Origin of the sequence: Amycolatopsis sp. NPDC006131 (assembly GCF_040614175.1) — a bacterium.
GTDB classification, from domain to species: domain Bacteria; phylum Actinomycetota; class Actinomycetes; order Mycobacteriales; family Pseudonocardiaceae; genus Amycolatopsis_E; species Amycolatopsis_E tucumanensis.
On record NZ_JBEXTX010000044.1, the window covers coordinates 26855 to 42724 of the forward strand.

The 15870-nt window shown below is 72.4% G+C and carries 15 protein-coding genes; 9 read left to right on the forward strand and 6 right to left on the reverse strand.

Annotation, left to right across the window (positions count from 1 at the left end):
• The first annotated feature begins 91 nt into the window (after positions 1-91).
• From ABZ215_RS22555 to ABZ215_RS22565, 3 genes are all read left to right on the forward strand, one after another.
• Positions 92-1045: a YafY family protein gene (locus ABZ215_RS22555; RefSeq protein ID WP_354951326.1), complete on the forward strand. Its 954-nt coding sequence runs from the start codon at positions 92-94 to the stop codon at positions 1043-1045.
• Positions 1046-1141: 96 nt separating this feature from the next.
• A complete protein-coding gene (locus ABZ215_RS22560; RefSeq protein ID WP_027934710.1) occupies positions 1142-1999 on the forward strand; it encodes a Ku protein in 858 nt (285 codons plus the stop codon).
• A 93-nt stretch (positions 2000-2092) separates the two neighbouring features.
• Entirely contained in the window at positions 2093-2296 is a 204-nt protein-coding gene (locus ABZ215_RS22565; protein WP_020422828.1) for a hypothetical protein, read from the forward strand.
• Here ABZ215_RS22565 and ABZ215_RS22570 read toward each other — a convergent pair whose 3' ends face one another.
• Entirely contained in the window at positions 2297-3187 is an 891-nt protein-coding gene (locus ABZ215_RS22570; protein WP_354951328.1) for a 2-hydroxyacid dehydrogenase, read from the reverse strand.
• Complete coding sequence (locus ABZ215_RS22575; protein ID WP_354951330.1) at positions 3184-4479, reverse strand: MFS transporter; 1296 nt, start codon at positions 4477-4479, stop codon at positions 3184-3186. Before ABZ215_RS22575 ends, ABZ215_RS22570 begins: the two co-directional genes overlap by 4 nt.
• 110 nt (positions 4480-4589) lie before the next feature.
• Here ABZ215_RS22575 and ABZ215_RS22580 point away from each other — a divergent pair, with 110 nt between their 5' ends.
• A complete protein-coding gene (locus ABZ215_RS22580) occupies positions 4590-5321 on the forward strand; it encodes an IclR family transcriptional regulator (RefSeq protein ID WP_020422825.1) in 732 nt (243 codons plus the stop codon).
• Positions 5322-5876: 555 nt separating this feature from the next.
• On the opposite strand, the gene ABZ215_RS22585 is transcribed toward ABZ215_RS22580, so the two are convergent.
• Positions 5877-6227 (reverse strand): VOC family protein, encoded by a 351-nt coding sequence (locus ABZ215_RS22585; RefSeq protein WP_027936537.1) that lies wholly within the window; start codon positions 6225-6227, stop codon positions 5877-5879.
• 106 nt (positions 6228-6333) lie between these two features.
• Between ABZ215_RS22585 and ABZ215_RS22590 the strand changes: the two genes are divergently transcribed.
• Positions 6334-8085 carry a proline--tRNA ligase gene (locus tag ABZ215_RS22590; RefSeq protein ID WP_020422510.1) on the forward strand — a complete coding sequence of 584 codons (1752 nt, stop codon included), beginning with the start codon at positions 6334-6336 and terminating at the stop codon, positions 8083-8085.
• Positions 8086-8496: 411 nt separating this feature from the next.
• On the opposite strand, the gene ABZ215_RS22595 is transcribed toward ABZ215_RS22590, so the two are convergent.
• Positions 8497-9204: a haloacid dehalogenase-like hydrolase gene (locus tag ABZ215_RS22595; protein ID WP_354951333.1), complete on the reverse strand. Its 708-nt coding sequence runs from the start codon at positions 9202-9204 to the stop codon at positions 8497-8499.
• Positions 9205-9313: 109 nt separating this feature from the next.
• On the opposite strand from ABZ215_RS22595, the gene ABZ215_RS22600 reads away from it, so the two are divergent.
• Entirely contained in the window at positions 9314-10351 is a 1038-nt protein-coding gene (locus tag ABZ215_RS22600) for an ABC transporter permease (RefSeq protein WP_354951335.1), read from the forward strand.
• Here the strand turns inward: ABZ215_RS22600 and ABZ215_RS22605 are convergent.
• Positions 10336-10746: a secondary thiamine-phosphate synthase enzyme YjbQ gene (locus tag ABZ215_RS22605; RefSeq protein WP_354951337.1), complete on the reverse strand. Its 411-nt coding sequence runs from the start codon at positions 10744-10746 to the stop codon at positions 10336-10338. The two genes, ABZ215_RS22600 and ABZ215_RS22605, sit on opposite strands and share 16 nt — an antisense overlap.
• A gap of 88 nt (positions 10747-10834) precedes the next feature.
• On the opposite strand from ABZ215_RS22605, the gene ABZ215_RS22610 reads away from it, so the two are divergent.
• Complete coding sequence (locus ABZ215_RS22610; RefSeq protein WP_354951339.1) at positions 10835-11944, forward strand: LLM class flavin-dependent oxidoreductase; 1110 nt, start codon at positions 10835-10837, stop codon at positions 11942-11944.
• Positions 11941-13269 carry an NtaA/DmoA family FMN-dependent monooxygenase gene (locus ABZ215_RS22615; protein ID WP_354951341.1) on the forward strand — a complete coding sequence of 443 codons (1329 nt, stop codon included), beginning with the start codon at positions 11941-11943 and terminating at the stop codon, positions 13267-13269. Before ABZ215_RS22610 ends, ABZ215_RS22615 begins: the two co-directional genes overlap by 4 nt.
• A gap of 173 nt (positions 13270-13442) precedes the next feature.
• Here the strand turns inward: ABZ215_RS22615 and ABZ215_RS22620 are convergent, their stop codons facing one another.
• On the reverse strand, positions 13443-14351 hold the full coding sequence (locus ABZ215_RS22620; RefSeq protein ID WP_354951343.1) for an Lsr2 family protein: 909 nt from the start codon (positions 14349-14351) through the stop codon (positions 13443-13445).
• An 84-nt stretch (positions 14352-14435) separates the two neighbouring features.
• Between ABZ215_RS22620 and ABZ215_RS22625 the strand changes: the two genes are divergently transcribed.
• On the forward strand, positions 14436-15830 hold the full coding sequence (locus tag ABZ215_RS22625) for an NAD(P)/FAD-dependent oxidoreductase (RefSeq protein WP_354951345.1): 1395 nt from the start codon (positions 14436-14438) through the stop codon (positions 15828-15830).
• Positions 15831-15870 lie beyond the last annotated feature (40 nt).

Consider the following 15870-nt stretch of genomic DNA (forward strand, 5'->3'; position numbering starts at 1 on the left):
GTTCGCCCGGACGGTGATCGGTGGGGTCGTGATGCTGAGGAAATGATGAACTAGGTCAGTTTCCGTCACCGATCGGTCGCATTCTGGAACCATGACGGACACCCCGGGGCGGCTGCTGACGCTGCTGTCCCTGCTGCAGACACCGCGCGAATGGCCGGGCACCGAGCTGGCCGCGCGGCTCGCGGTCAGCACCCGGACGATCCGCAGGGACATCGACCGGTTGCGCGGGCTCGGGTACCCGGTGGAGTCCACGATGGGCGCCGAGGGCGGGTACCGGCTGGTGGCCGGCGCGGCGATGCCACCGCTGCTGCTCGACGACGAAGAGGCGGTCGCGATCGCGGTCGGCCTGCGCACCGCCGCCCGCCAGGCGGTGGCGGGAATCGACGAGGCCTCGGCCAGGGCGCTGGCGAAACTCGAGCAGGTGCTGCCCTCGCGGCTGCGCCGCCGGGTGCGCACGCTCGGCGCGGCGACCGTGCCGATGCCCGATCCCGGCCCGCCGGTCGTGCCCGAGGACCTCGCCGCGCTGGCCGCCGCGATCGCCAACCACGAGCGCGTCCGGTTCGGCTACCGCGACGCCGAGGGCCGCGAATCCCGCCGCCTGGCCGAACCGCACCGCCTGGTCGCCGCGGGACGTCGCTGGTACCTGGTGGCGTGGGACGTCGACCGCGACGACTGGCGCCTGTTCCGCGTCGACCGCGTCCGCCGCCCCCACGGCACCGGCGCCCGGACCACCCCGCGCGAGCTGCCCGCCGACGACGCGGCGGCCTTCGTCACGGCCAAGCTCTACCGCACGGTGCCGACGCACCGCGCGGTGGTGACCCTGCACGCGTCGCTGGCTGAGATGCGCCCGCGGGTGGAGAACGCCGGCGAGCTGACGGCGACGGGCCCGGCGGCCTGCCGGCTGGAGACCCACGCCGACACCCTCGACTGGCTGGCGTTCCGGCTGCTGGCCCTCGGCTGCGAGTTCGAGGTCCACGAACCACCGGAACTGGCCGCGCACCTGCGTGCGCTCGCCGGCCGGATCACGCGCGCCACCAGCGGCTGAGCACCCGGTGCGGCCGGTTGGCCGCCTGGTGGCGCGCCCGGTTCTCGCGTAACGTCCGACCTGCGGTTATGTCGGCAGGGAGCGGAGGGCCCGGCGATGCGATCGATGTGGAAGGGCTCGGTGTCGTTCGGGCTGGTCACGATCCCGATCAACCTCTACGCGGCCACCGAGAACAAGAACGTGTCCCTGCGCCAGGTGCACGTCAGCGACGGCGGGCGCATCCAGTACAAGCGCTTCTGCACCATCGACGGCGAAGAGGTGCCCTACGCCGACATCGCCAAGGGGTACGAGACCGACGACGGCGAGATGGTGGTCATCACCGACGAGGACCTCAAGGAGCTGCCGCTGTCCAGCTCCAACGTCATCGACGTGCTGGAGTTCGTGCCGCTCGAGGCCATCGACCCGCTGCACTTCGACCGCCACTACTACCTGGAGCCGCAGAAGGCCGCGGTCAAGCCGTACGTGCTGCTGCGCGACGCGCTGCACAAGTCCGGCAACGTCGCCATCGCCAAGGTCGCGCTGCGCCAGCGCGAGACCCTCGCGCTGCTGCGCGTGCACGCCGACGTGATGGTCATGACCACGATGCTGTGGCCGGACGAGGTGCGCACCCCGGACTTCGGGTTCCTGCGCGACGAGCTGCCCCAGGTGCGGCCGCAGGAGCTGAGCATGGCCGGCTCGCTCATCGAGTCGCTGTCCGAGCCGGTTTTCGACCCGGACAAGTACACCGACCAGTACCGGGAGGCGCTGGAATCGGTGATCGAGGCGAAGATCGCGGGCAAGAAGACCACCCGGCCGAAGGGCCGCTCGCCCAAGACCGACGTGGTCGACCTGATGGCGGCGCTGGAGGCCAGCGTCAGCGAGGCGAAGAAGGCACGCAAACCGGCCAAGCGCACGGCCGCGAAGAAGCCGGCCGCGACCCCGGCGCGCAGCCGCCGCTCGCCGAAGAGCGCCTGACGTCACGCCGACACGCCGGGACCTCCTCCCACCTTCCGGTGAAGCGCGGTGGTACCAAGGTGCCGCAACACGAACCGGCGGAAGGTGTCAGACATGGAGTGCCCCAGCTGCGCACGGGACCTCGACCACTGCCACGGCACCCTCGTCCTGCACGTGGACGCCCTGGTGGAGTGCACCGAACCGGACTGCACCGACACCGACCTGGTGCGGCACAGCCTGACGATCCGGTGCGACGAGGTCGACGGCGGCTGCGTCTGCACGGCCGACTACGTGGTGGAGTACGCGCAGGCGTCCTGATCACCGCACCACGTTGACCAGTGGTTCGCCCCGCGCGAACCGCTGGAGCTGCTGCTCCACCAGCCGCTTCGCCCGCGGGTAGAACGAGTCGGAGCCGCCCGCAACGTGCGGGGTGATGATCGCGCCCGGCGCTCGCCACAGCGGGTGGTCCTCGGGCAGCGGCTCCGGATCGACCACGTCCAGCGCGGCCCGCAGCCGGCCCGCCACGACCTCCTTCGTCAGCGCCGCGGTGTCGATCGCGGTGCCGCGGCCGACGTTGACCACCAGCGCGCCGTCCGGCAGCGCCGCCAGCTCGGGCGCCCCGATCAGGCCGCGGGTGGCGGGGGTGTCCGGCAGGATCAGCACCAGGATGTCCGCGGACGGCAGGAGTTCCGGCAGCTCGTCGATGCCGTGCACACCCTCGCGCGCGGTGCTCGCCACGCGCACGACCTCCGCTTCTCCGGCCACGAGGTACCGCTCGATCGCCTTGCCGATGGAGCCGTAGCCGACGAGCAGGACGCGCTCGTCCGCCAGTGACCGGGTGTGCTCGCGGTCCCACGAGCCGGTGCTCTGCTGCCGGAACCAGCGCGGCAGGTTTCGCTGGGCGGAGAGGATCAGCGCGAGCGTGTGCTCGGCGACGCTGAGGTCGTGCAGGCCGCGGCCGTTGGCGAGGGTGACGCCGTCCGGGATCAGCGGCAGGAGGCTGTCGACACCCGCGGACAGCGACTGCACGGCCTTCAGCGACGGCATCTTCGCGATCAGCTTCGGCGGCTCGGGCCCGCTGTCGTAGGGCAGGACGTAGAACTCGACGCCGTCCAGGCCGGGTGGCGTGCCGGTGCCGTCGTAGCAGGCGGTTTCCAGGCCGTCCGGGACGGCGAGATCGGACCAGGGCAGCAGAACTCGGGGCGTCATGCGACCTTCCTCTTCGGGGTGCGGACGGCGAGCAGGACCAGCGCGGACGCGGCCATCGTGCCGGCCAGCATCAGGAACGCGGCGGCGTCGGTGCCGGTCGCGGTGCGCAACCAGCCCACCAGGTATGTGCCGAGAAAGCCACCGAGCGCGCCGGCGGCGTTGACCAGGGCCACGGCGACACCGGCGGTGCGGCGCGGCAGCAGCTCCGGGATCATCGCGAAGAACGGGCCGTAGGGCGCGTACATCGCGATCCCGGCGAGGACCAGCAGCGGGAACGACAGCCAGAACGCGTCGTGGCCGGCCAGGTAGGAACCGTAGAACGTGACCGCGCCGCCGAGCAGCCAAGGCCACACGTAGCGGATGCGCCGGCTGGTGCGGTCGGAGCGGCGCGAGTTGAGCAACATCGCGACCACGGCGAAGGCGTACGGGACGGCCGAGAGGAGGCCGGTGGCGCCGATCCCGGCAGACGACCCGGCCTTCACGATCGACGGCAGCCAGAACACGAACCCGTACACGCCGATGCTCCACAGCAGGTACTGCGCGGACAGGACCAGCACGGCCGGAGTGCGCAGGGCTTCGCGGAGCGGGTGCACTCCGGTTGTGTCGGCGGTGCTCGCGAGCTCGGCTTGCTCGGCGGCGATCCCGGTGTCGACGGCTTCGCGTTCGGCCGGGGCGAGCCACGGCGCGTCGGCCGGCCGGTCGCGGACCTGCGCGCGGAAGTAGAACGCCCAGATCAGGGCGGGCACGCCCTCGATGATGAACATGCCGCGCCAGCTGGTGGCCTCGATGAGGTAGCCGGAGGCGGCGGACAGCCACATCACGGTGACCGGGTTGCCGAGGATGAGGAAGGCGTTGGCGCGGCCGCGCTCGGCCTTGGTGAACCAGCGCGCGAGCAGGACGACCAGCGCGGGCAGCACCGCGGCTTCGACGGCGCCGAGCAGGAAGCGGACGACGATCAGCAGCGGGACCGAGCTGAGCAGGCCCTGGAGCGTGGCGAGCGTGCCCCAGGCCAGGACCGACCAGAAGATCAGGTCGCGGACGCTGCGGCGGTCGGCGTAGAGCACGCCGGGGACCTGCAGCAGGAAGTAGCCGGCGAAGAACGAGGCGGCGATGAGGCCGGACGTCGAACTCGTGATGCCCAGGTCTTCGGACATGCCACCGGCCGCGGCGATCGAGAAGTTCGAGCGGTCCAGGTAGGCGAGGCTGTACGTGACGAAGACGATCGGGATCAGGCGCAGCCAGCGCTGCCTGCCCGGTTGGGTGGCCATGCCGGTCACTGGCGGGCTCTCCAAGGCGGCCTCCTTGCCGTTCTTTCCATGATGTGGAAAGCTATTCCGTATTGTGGTGCTCGATGAGTGTGGAACTTCCACCGGGAGACGTCAAGGGGTGGTGTGTGGCTGACATGGTGGGCAAGGCCCTGCGGGTGCTGTCGCTGCTCGGCGAGTACCCCGACGGGGTCGGGCTGTCCGAGCTCGCGCGCCGGGCGGGCTACCCGGTGAGCACGACGCACCGGCTGCTGGGTTCGTTGCAGGAACAGGGTTTCGCGCGCAGTGATCCGGCGTCGAAGCGGTACGCGCTCGGCGTGCGGCTGTTCGAGCTGGGGCAGCGGGTGTCGCACGCGCGGGGGTTCGCCGGGGTGGCGTTGCCGGTGCTGCGGGCGCTGACGGAGCAGACCGGCGAGCCGACGCTGATGGCGGTGCTGGACGGGCGCGAGCAGGTGTACGTGCATTCCGTGCAGGGGCCGCGGCAGATCCAGATCCGGGGCGAGCCGGGGCAGCGGGGGCCGCTGCACTGCACGGCGATGGGCAAGTGCCTGGTGGCGTTCGCGCCGGACCGGGAGGCGCTGGTGGAGTCGCTGGAGCTGGCGGGCTTGGCGCCGCGGACGATCACCTCACGGGCGGAGTTCGCGCAGGAGATCGCCGCGGTGCGGTCCCAGGGCTACGCGATCGCCGACGAGGAGCACGAGCCGGGGATAAGGGCCGTCGGGGTGCCCGTGCTGGGCCCCGACGGGCACGCGATCGCCGCAGTCTCCACCGCGGCGCCGGCGTATCGGATGTCGGTGGCCGAGCTGGAGGCCTTCGTACCCGCCCTCCACGCAGCGGCGCGCGAGCTGGGTGCGGTGCTGCCACGCTGACGGTGGCCGCGAGGCCCAGGGTGGCGCCGCCCGTGCCGGGAGGGGCACGGCGGTTGGGGCGGTGCTGCCGCGCTGAGCGCGTTGCGACGCCACCCGCCCGAGCCGAGGCGCCGCCCGCGCCGCGCCCCCGGCGTCCCGAGGCCAGGCGCCGCCCGCGCCGCGGCCCCCCGGGCGTCCCGAGGCCAGGCGCCGCAGGAAGCGCGGAGTTGGCACCCGGTTCGCGAAGCGACGTGCGGCCGGGCGGGCGCGCAGATGGGCGGCGCGCCGACTGCAGCATTGAATCCACGCCCGCCCTGCGGGTCCCACGTTCGCGGGTGGGTTCCGCGCTCCTGCTTCGCGAGGTGTCCAGGGCACCCACCGCCCTGCGCACAGACTCGCCGACCCAGCCGTAGAACCCACCGCCCCGCGCACGGGAACTTGCCGACCCAGCCGTGGAACCCACCGCGCCGCGCACGGGAACTTGCTGGCCCAGCCGTGGAACCCACCGCCCCGCGCACGGGAACTTGCCGGCCCAGCCGTGGAACCCACCGCGCCGGGCCGGCAACCGCGAAAAACTCAGTGCGGTTCGCCCACGCAGAACTGGTTTCCCTCCGGGTCCGTGAGCACTGTCCAAGCCAGGCCGGGCACCTCGTGCTCCGCGAGCTTCGCCGCGCCCAGGCCCACCAGCCGGGCCACCTCGCCGTCCCGGTCGGTGGTCGCCAGGTCCAGGTGCAGCCGGTTCTTCCCGGCCCGCTCCTCGGGCACCTGCTGGAACCCCAGCCGCACGCCGCCCTCGCGCGCGGGCGTCAGCACCAGGTACTCGCCCCAGTCCAGGTCCACCCGCACGCCCAGCGCCGCGCACCAGAACGCCGCCATCTGCCGTGGATCCGCGCAGTCCACGGTCACCATCCCCAGTTCGAGAGTCATCTCGGCACGGTAGCGCGCCCCACCGACAATCCCGGCCCGCCCGAAAACCGCTGGACGCCCCTGACTACCCTGTTCACACCGCGTTTCGACACCGAGGAGCAGCCCAGTGATCACCAGGATGTCGTCGTTGTTCCTGCGCACGCTGCGTGAGGATCCGGCCGACGCCGAGGTTCCCAGCCACAAGCTGCTGACGCGGGCAGGCTACGTCCGCCGGGTCGCGCCGGGCGGGTACTCGTGGCTGCCGCTGGGCTTGCGGGTGCTGCGCAAGATCGAGGAGGTCGTCCGCGAGGAGATGGCCGCGATCGGCGGGCAGGAGATCCTGTTCCCCGCGCTGCTGCCGCGCGAGCCCTACGAGGCGACCGGCCGCTGGACCGAGTACGGCGACGCCCTGTTCCGCCTCAAGGACCGCAAGGGCGCCGACTACCTCCTCGGCCCGACGCACGAGGAGCTGTTCGCCCTCACCGTGAAGGGCGAGTACAGCTCGTACAAGGACTACCCGGTCATCCTGTACCAAATCCAGACCAAGTACCGCGACGAGGCGCGCCCCCGGGCCGGCATCCTGCGCGGCCGCGAGTTCGTCATGAAGGACTCCTACTCCTTCGACCTCGACGACGACGGCCTGTCCCGCTCCTACCAGCTGCACCGCGACGCCTACATCCGGATCTTCGACCGGCTGGGCCTGGAGTACGTGATCGTCGCGGCGACGTCCGGCGCGATGGGCGGCTCGGCGTCCGAGGAGTTCCTCGCCGTCGCCGAAACGGGCGAGGACACCTACGTCCGCAGCAACGCGTCCGGCTACGCGGCCAACGTCGAGGCCGTCGTCACGCCCGCGCCGCCCGCTCAGTCCATCGAGGACAAACCGCAGGCGCAGGTCCACCACACGCCGAACACGCCGACCATCCAGACGCTGGTCGACTACCTCAACGACAAGGCCGACCTTGGCCGCACCTTCACCGCCGCGGACACGTTGAAGAACGTGATGGTGAAGATCCGCCAGCCGGGCGAGAAGGACTGGCAGATCCTCGGCATCGGCATCCCCGGTGACCGCGAGGTCGACCAGAAGCGGCTCGAAGCTTCGCTGGAGCCGGCCGAGGTCGCGCTGCTCGAAGAAGCCGACTTCGCCGCCAACCCGTTCCTCGTCAAGGGCTACATCGGCCCGAAGGCGTTGCAGGACAACGGGGTCCGGTACCTGGTCGACCCGCGCGTCGTCACCGGCACGGCGTGGGTGACCGGCGCCGACAAGGCCGACCACCACGTCGTCGACCTCGTCGTGGGCCGCGACTTCCACCCGGACGGCACGATCGAGGCCGCCGAGGTGCGCGAAGGCGACGCCTCGCCCGACGGGCAGGGCACGCTGGTCGCGGCGCGCGGCATCGAGATCGGGCACATCTTCCAGCTGGGCCGCAAGTACACCGACGCGTTCCAGCTGGACGCGCTCGGCGCGGACTCGAAGCCGATCCGCATCACGATGGGTTCCTACGGCGTCGGCGTGTCGCGCCTGGTCGCGGTGATCGCCGAGCAGAGCCACGACGAGCTGGGCCTGGTGTGGCCGCGTGAGGTCGCGCCGTACGACGTGCACGTGGTGATCGCGGGCAAGGACGAGTCGATCGCGGCGGGCGCGGAGAAGCTGGCCGCCGACCTCGACGCGGCCGGTGTGGAGGTCCTGCTGGACGACCGGAAGGCCACGCCGGGCGTCAAGTTCGCCGACGCGGAGCTCGTCGGGGTGCCGACGATCCTCGTGGTCGGGCGCGGCCTGGCGAAGGGCGTCGTCGAGGTGAAGGACCGCAAGACGGGCGACCGCGAGGAGATCGCGGTGGACGCGGTGGTCGACCACCTGGTCAAGCTCGTCCGCGGCTGAACCGCCTTTTCCGGCAACGGGCCCGTCGCTTTTCGCGGCGGGCCCGTTGCCGTGTCAGCCCTCGCCGAACGCGGCGGCTGGTGCGCTTGTGCCGCTGAGGTCGCGAGCACGGCGGTGCCGCGGAGCCTGGTCGCATTGGTCGGGGGTGTCTGTCGTTACCTGGGCCGGGGCGGTCGGTCTCGGCCGAAGGCGGCGGCTAGCGCGAGTGTTGTTGAGGCCCGTGCGGCACCTGCGGCGGTGGCCGGGCCTGGTCGCATCGGCTGGTGGTGGTGGTGTCCCGTGGTGATGCGGGCCGGGGTGGTCGGTTTTGGCGGACGCGGCGGCCAGCGCGAGTCGTGCGGCACCGGCGGTGCCGCACGCATGGTCGCCCCAGGCGGGCGTCCGCACTGACCCGGCGCCCAGCCGAGACGCTCAGCCCTCCCCGAAGACCGCCGCCAGCACCAGCTTCGTGTCGCTGAGATCGCGCAGCACCACCTGCGCCCCGGCCTCCCGGAGCGCGGCCGCGTCGAACCGGCCCGTCGCCACGCCCACGGCGACCGCTCCATGCTCACGCGCCGCGTCGATGTCGTGGGGCGTGTCGCCCACCACGATGACCGACGCGGGCTCGAACGGCCGCCCGAGCGTCGCATGGGCGCGGTCGACCGCGTACGCCACCAGGTCCGGCCGGTGCGCGGACAGGTTCCCGTAGCCGCCGATCTCGAAGTCCAAGTGCGTGTGCAGCCCGAACGCGGACAGCTTGTGCCACGCGATCTCCCGCAGGTTCCCGGTCACCAGCGACTGCACGGCCCCGCCCGCCGCGGCCACCCCCGCCAGCGCCGTCGCCGCGCCCGGCAGCGCCAGGCCGCGCTTCGCCAGCTCCGGCAGCGCCAGCTCGGACACCGCGGTCAGCGCTGCCCACATCCGCTGGATCAGCTCCTCGGTCGGCTCGATCCCGTGCAGCGTCAGCACTTCCGCGGTGATCGCGCGCTCGGTCCGCCCGAAGAAGTCCGGCATCGCGGTCATCGAGACGCCGGTCACCTCCTCGAGCACCTGCCGGTACCAGCCGCGGCCCGCCCCGCGCAGGTCGATGAGGGTCTGGTCGATGTCCCACAGCACCAGCCGGTGCGCACTGCTCGTCACGTCCGCCGACGCTACCAAGACCATTATTCATCAAGCGTTGACTTCGACCAATCGCAGGGCTACCGTTCCCCTTGAATTCAACAGTCGAAGAAATTTAGGGGAGGTCCCCATGGCTGGCACATCCCGGAGGCCGGTGGCCGGGCTGGCGGCCCTGGCCGGTGCGGTGGTCGCGGTGGTGCTGGGATTCCTGACCGTCGGGGTCCAGGCGTCGGTCGAACCGGACGGGCTGCCGGTGGCGGTCGCGGTGCCGGACAACGCTCCGCCGCAGCTGCGCGCCGCGGCCGGGCAGCTCACGAGCCAGGGCGGCGAGGCCCTCAGCTGGCGGGTCACCACACCCGCCGAAGCCAGGACGCTGCTCGACGACAAGGACGTCTACGGCGTGCTGGAACTGGCGCCCGGACAGGTGGGCGTGGTGGTGTCCGGCGCTGTCAACCCCAGCGGCACCCAGGTCGTGCAACAGGCGCTCACCGGCGCCGGGCAGGCGCTGTCGACCGCGATGAGCCAGGCCACCGGCACCCCGTCCGCCCCGGTGCGGGTGGAGACCGTGCACCCGGCGAGCCCCGCGGGCCGGACGGCGCCGCTCGCGGTGAGCATCCTCGCCTGGGTCGGCAGCCTGGCCGCGGGCGCGATCCTGGTCGTCGTCGCCGAGCGGACCGGGCGGCGGATCGGCGTCGCGGCGCGCCTGACCCAGGTCGCGGTCACCGCCGTGCTGATCACCGGCGTCGCGGCCGGGTTCCTCGCGTTGTGGGACTCGTCCCTGCCGCTCGGCTGGGACGTCCTCGGCTACATCCTGCTGGTCGCCGCGGCGTTCGCGGCCGTGCAGACCGCGTTGCTGCGCCTGCTTGGCATCCGCGCCATGGCGATCCTCGCGCCGCTCTACCTGCTCGCGCCGAACGTCGCCGGGCAGGTGCCGGAGCTGCTCAACCCGGCCTACCGGGCCCTGCTGTGGTCGTGGACGCCGTTCCGCTTCTCCACCGAGGGCACCCGCAGCCTGCTGCAGGGCACCCCGGACGCGCCGGACGTGACCACCGGCATCTGGGTGCTCGGCGCGATGCTGGTCGCCGGCCTGGTGGTCGTCCTCTGGCCTGGCCGGGCGAAGCCGGCGGTGCCGGTGGAGGCGGCGCCGGAGCTTCAGCCGGCGAGGTAGCTGAACCGGACGTGCCGGACCGGGTTGTCGATGTTGGTGTCCACCAGGCAGATCGACTGCCAGGTGCCCAGCGCCGGCGACCCGCCCAGCACGGGAACGCTCGCGTACGGCGGCACCAGCGCGGGCAGCACGTGGTCCCGGCCGTGGCCCTTGGTGCCGTGCTGGTGCCGCCACCGGTTGTCCCTGGGCAGCAGCTCGTCCAGCGCGGCGAGCAGGTCGTCGTCGCTGCCCGCGCCGGTCTCCAGGATCGCCAGGCCCGCGGTGGCGTGCGGCACGAAGACGTGCAGCAGGCCGTCCGACGCGTCCGCTTCGGCCAGGAACGCCTCGGCCTCCCTGGTCAGGTCGTGCACCACGGCGCGGCCGCCGGTCTTCACCTCGATCTCCTTGGAGTACATGCCTCCACCGTAGGCGTCCCAACGGGTGGTACGCGAAATAGCGCGGGCCGCCCGATCGCTGGACCGGGGGAGGCGAAAGGAGCGAGGCATGGTTCATCTCGCGGTGGCACTGGAGGGCGCGGGCTGGCACCCGGCCGCGTGGCGGGAGCCCGACGCGCGCCCGGACGAGCTGTTCCGCCCGCGGTACTGGGCCGATCTGGTGATCGAGGCCGAACACGGCCTGCTGGACTTCGTCACGATCGAGGACTCACTGGGCGCGCCGCGGGACGGCCGAACCGACCGGGTCGACGGCAGGCTGGACGCCGTGCTGATCGCCGCCCGCGTCGCGCCGCTGACCCGGCACATCGGGTTCCTGCCGACGGCGATCGCCACGCACACCGAACCGTTCCACCTGTCCAAGGCGATCGCGACGCTCGACTACGTGTCCACCGGGCGCGGCGGTGTGCGCGTCCGGATCGCGAGCAGCCCCGACGACGCGGCGCACTTCGGCCGCCGCGAGTTCCCGGTTCCGCTGCCCGACCTGGCCGAGGAGGCCGGCGACTGGGTCGAGGTCGTGCGGCGGCTGTGGGACAGCTGGGAGGACGACGCCGAGATCCGCGACACCGCCACCGGCCGGTTCATCGACCGGGACAAGCTGCACTACATCGACTTCACCGGGCGGTTCTTCAGCGTCAAGGGCCCGTCGATCACGCCGCGCCCGCCGCAGGGCCAGCCGCCGGTCGCGGTGCTCTCGCACGTCACCGAGATCCACCGGCTCGCCGCCCGCTCGGCCGACCTCGTGTTCCTCACCCCGCAGGACACCGACGAGGCGCGCGCACTGGGGCAGGAGGTGCGCGGCCTGCGCGAGGACCTGCTGGTGTTCGGCGACGTCGTGGTGTTCCTCGACGAGACCGAGCAGGCCGCCCGCGACCGCAAGGCCCGCCTGGACGACCGCGCCGAGTTCACCTCCGACGCGCTGGTCTTCACCGGCACCCCGGCCCAGCTCGCCGACCAGCTGCTGGCCTGGCGAGACGCCGGCCTGTCCGGTTTCCGGCTGCGTCCGGGCGCCCTGCCGCACGACCTGACCGCCATCACCCGCGGGCTCGTCCCCGAACTGCAGCAGCGCGGCGCGTTCCGCCGCGAGTACGAGGCCGGCACGCTGCGGGGCCTGCTCGGCCTGGAGCGCCCCGCCAACCGCTACGCAGGAGCGACGCGATGAAGCAGATCCACCTCGCCGCGCACTTCCCCGGCGTCAACAACACCACCGTGTGGAGCGACCCGGAGGCGGGCAGCCACATCGAGTTCTCCTCGTTCACGCACCTCGCGCGGACGGCCGAGCGAGCCAAGTTCGACTTCTTCTTCCTCGCCGAAGGGCTGCGGCTGCGCGAGCACGCGGGCAAGATCTACGACCTGGACGTAGTCGGCCGCCCGGACACGTTCACCGTGCTGGCCGCGCTCGCCGCGGTCACCGACCGGCTCGGCCTGACCGGGACGATCAACTCGACGTTCAACGAGCCGTACGAGGTGGCCCGCCAGTTCGCCAGCCTCGACCACCTGTCCGAGGGGCGCGCCGGCTGGAACGTGGTCACCTCGTGGGACGCGTTCACCGGCGAGAACTTCCGCCGCGGCGGCTACCTGCCCGAGGAACAGCGTTACCAGCGCGCGAAGTTGTTCCTGCAGACGGCGTTCGAGCTGTTCGACTCCTGGGGCGCGGACGACATCGCCGCGGACAAGGCGTCCGGGGTGTTCCTGCGCAACGCCCGCGCGGGGGCGTTCGAGCACCACGACGCGCAGTTCGACATCGCGGGCCGGTTCAACGTGCCGCGCGGGCCGCAGGGCAGGCCGGTGATCCTGCAGGCAGGCGACTCGGACGAGGGCCGCGAGTTCGCCGCGGCGACGGCGGACGCGATCTTCACGCGGCACGGGACGCTGGAGGCGGGGCAGAAGTTCTACGCCGACGTGAAGCGCAGGCTGCCCGCCTACGGGCGCGAGCCGCACCAGCTGCTGGTGCTCCCCGCGGCGACCTTCGTGCTCGGCGACACCGACGCGGAGGCCGAGGAGCTGGCCAACGTCGTGCGGTACCAGCAGGTGAGCGGCCAGACGGCGATCAAGTTCTTGGAGCAGGTGTGGAACCGTGACCTGTCCGGCTACGACCCGGAGGGCCCGCTGCCCGACGTGGAGCCGGCGGTCGGCGCGGAGGCGGTGGCCAAGGGGCGCGCGCAGACGCGCATGTACCGCGACCCGGTGGCGACTGTGCGGCAATGGCGGGAGCTCGCGGAGGCGAAGAACCTGTCGATCCGGGACCTGGTGGTCGAGGTCAGCGGACGGCAGACGTTCGTCGGCTCGCCGGAGACGGTCGCGGAGGCGATCAACACGTACGTGCAGGAGGACGCGAGCGACGGGTTCATCCTGGTGCCGCACGTGACGCCCGGCGGGCTGGACCCGTTCGCGGACAAGGTGGTGCCGTTGTTGCAGGAGCGGGGCGTCTTCCGCGCCGACTACAGCGGCACCACGCTGCGGGAGCACCTCGGCATCGACCGGTGAGTCCGGGGCCGCGCAACCACGCCGGGGCGCTTTGCTGGAGCGCCCCGGCGGCGGGAATGCTTGACGGCTGCTGAGATCTGCGGCGCTTGGTCGAGTGCGCCGCAGTGCCGGTGGTTTCAGTCAAAATCTTGGCCGGGGCGCTTTGCTGGAGCGCCCCGGCGCGGATGTCCGGCTCAGTTCGTGGCCGCGGAGAACACCACGGGCGGTGCCTTCCGCACGCTCTTGCGTGGCGCCTTCTCCGCCGGCGCGACCTTCTTGGTGGCCGGCTTCTTGGCGGTCGCGTTCTCCTTCGCGGGCGCGGCCTTGGCGGTTGCGGTCTCGGTGGCCTTCACCTTCGCGGTCGCGGCCTCGGTGGCCTTCGCCTTGGCGGGCGCGGTCTTGGCAGCGTTCGCCTTGGCGGTTGCGGTCTCGGCGGCTTTCGCCTTGGCGGGCGCGGCCTTGGCGGTTGCGGCCTCGGTGGCCTTCGCCTTGGCGCGGGACGGCTTCGCGGCGGGCGTGGTCTTCTTGGTGTTCGCCGCGGCCTTCGTGGTGGTCTTCGGCGCCGGGGCAGCCTTGCGGCGGGTTGCCGGCTTCGGCGTGGTGGCCTCGGCAGCCGCCGCCTTCTTGCCCTTGGCAGCGGTGGTCTTCGGCGCCGCCGCGGTGGCCTTGCGCCGCGTGGCCGGCTTGGGGGTGGTGGCTTCGGCAGCCGCCGCCGTCTTGCCCTTGGCAGCGCTGGCCGCCTTCGTGGTCTTGCCCGCAGTCGCCGTGCGCTTCCCAGCAGCACCGGCAGCCTTCGCCCCGGTGGCGCCCGTCGCGCGGGTGCTCTTCGCCGGGGACTCCGCGGCCTTCCGCGCGGTCGCGGCACTGGAGGTCGCCGTGCGGCGCGTGCGCTTCGCCGGGGCGAGGCGGCGCGGCGGGCGCTTGCGGCCACCCGTGCGGCGGCCCGCCTGCACGTAGGTGGCCAGCAGCTCGCGCAGGCTGCCCGCGTTCGAGTCCGAGAGGTCGATGTCGTACTCGACGCCGTCCAGGCCGAACCGCACCGTCTCCGCGGCCGGTTCGCCGTTCAGGTCGTCCAGTAGTTGCACCGCGGTGTTCTTCGCCACCGAAAACCTCCAGTACTTACGATTTGCCGCTGAGAATACCCGCCCCACTTGCGCCGGGCGCCGGGCTGGTGTGCGCTGTGACCCATGTCCGAGGAGACTTTTGACGTCATCGTGATCGGTGGCGGACCAGTGGGGGAGAACGCGGCGGACCGGGCGGTCAAGGGCGGCCTGTCCACCGCGCTGGTGGAGCAGGAACGGTTCGGAGGCGAGTGCTCCTACTGGGCCTGCATCCCGAGCAAAGCCTTGCTGCGACCGGGAAACGCGCTCGCCGCGGCCCGGCGGCTGCCCGGCGTTCCGGTGGGTGAAGCGCTCGACCCGGCGGCGGTGTTCGAACGCCGCGACTACTTCACCGGCAAGGGCGACGACACCGGCCAGGTCGAGTGGGCGCGCGGCGCGGGCATCACGACGATCCGCGGTCGCGGCCGCATCACCGGTGAGCGCGAGATCACTGTGGACGGCGGCCGGGTCCTGCGCGCGCGGCACGCTGTGGTGGTCTGTACCGGCAGCGTGCCGAAGACGCCGCCGATCCCGGGCCTGGACGAGGTGCCGGTGTGGGGATCCCGCGAAGCCACGTCCAGCAGCACGGTGCCGGGCAGGCTGGCCGTCGTCGGCGGCGGGGTGGTCGGCGTCGAGATGGCGCAGGCCTGGGCCCGCCTCGGCGCGCAGGTGGACCTGATCGTCACCGGCCCGCGTCCGCTGCCCCGGTACCCGGACTTCGCCGGCGACGCCGTCGCGGAGGGCTTGCGGGCCGACGGCGTGCGCGTGCACACCGACTCCGGACTGGAGCGAGCGTCCCAAGTGGACGGTGCCGCCCGCCTGGAGCTCAAGGGCGGCGCGGTCGTCACGGCCGACCAGGTGCTCGTCGCGACCGGGCGGCGTCCGGCCACCGACGACCTCGGCCTGGAGGTCATCGGTCTCGCCCCGGGCAAGCCGCTCACCGTCGACGACAGTGGCCTTGTGTCCGAAGTGGACGGCGAGTGGCTGTACGCGGCGGGCGACGTGACCGGCCGCGCGTTGCTGACGCACCAGGGCAAGTACGCCGCCCGCGTGGTCGGCGACGTGGTCTCCGCGCGGGCCACGGGCAAGCCGGTGGACACCCGCCCGTGGGGCAAGCACAGCGCCACCGCCGACCACCACGCGGTGCCGCAGGTCGTGTTCACCGACCCGGAGGTCGCGTCGGTCGGCCTGACCGAGCCGGAATCGGGCGCGCCGCACCGGGTGGTCGACATCGACATCGCCGTCGCGGGGTCGTCGCTGCACGCGGACGGCTACGCGGGCAAGGCCAGGATGATCGCCGACACCGAGCGCGAGGTGCTCGTCGGCGTCACGTTCGTCGGCCAGGACGTCGCGGAGCTGCTGCATTCGGCGACCATCGCCATCGCCGGCGAGGTGCCCCTGGGCAGGTTGTGGCACGCGGTCCCGTCGTTCCCCACGATCAGCGAGGTGTGGCTGCGGCTGCTGGAGGAGTACGGGCTCTGAAAACCGGTTGCGGGAGGGGCAGCCCTGGCCGACGCTTCGC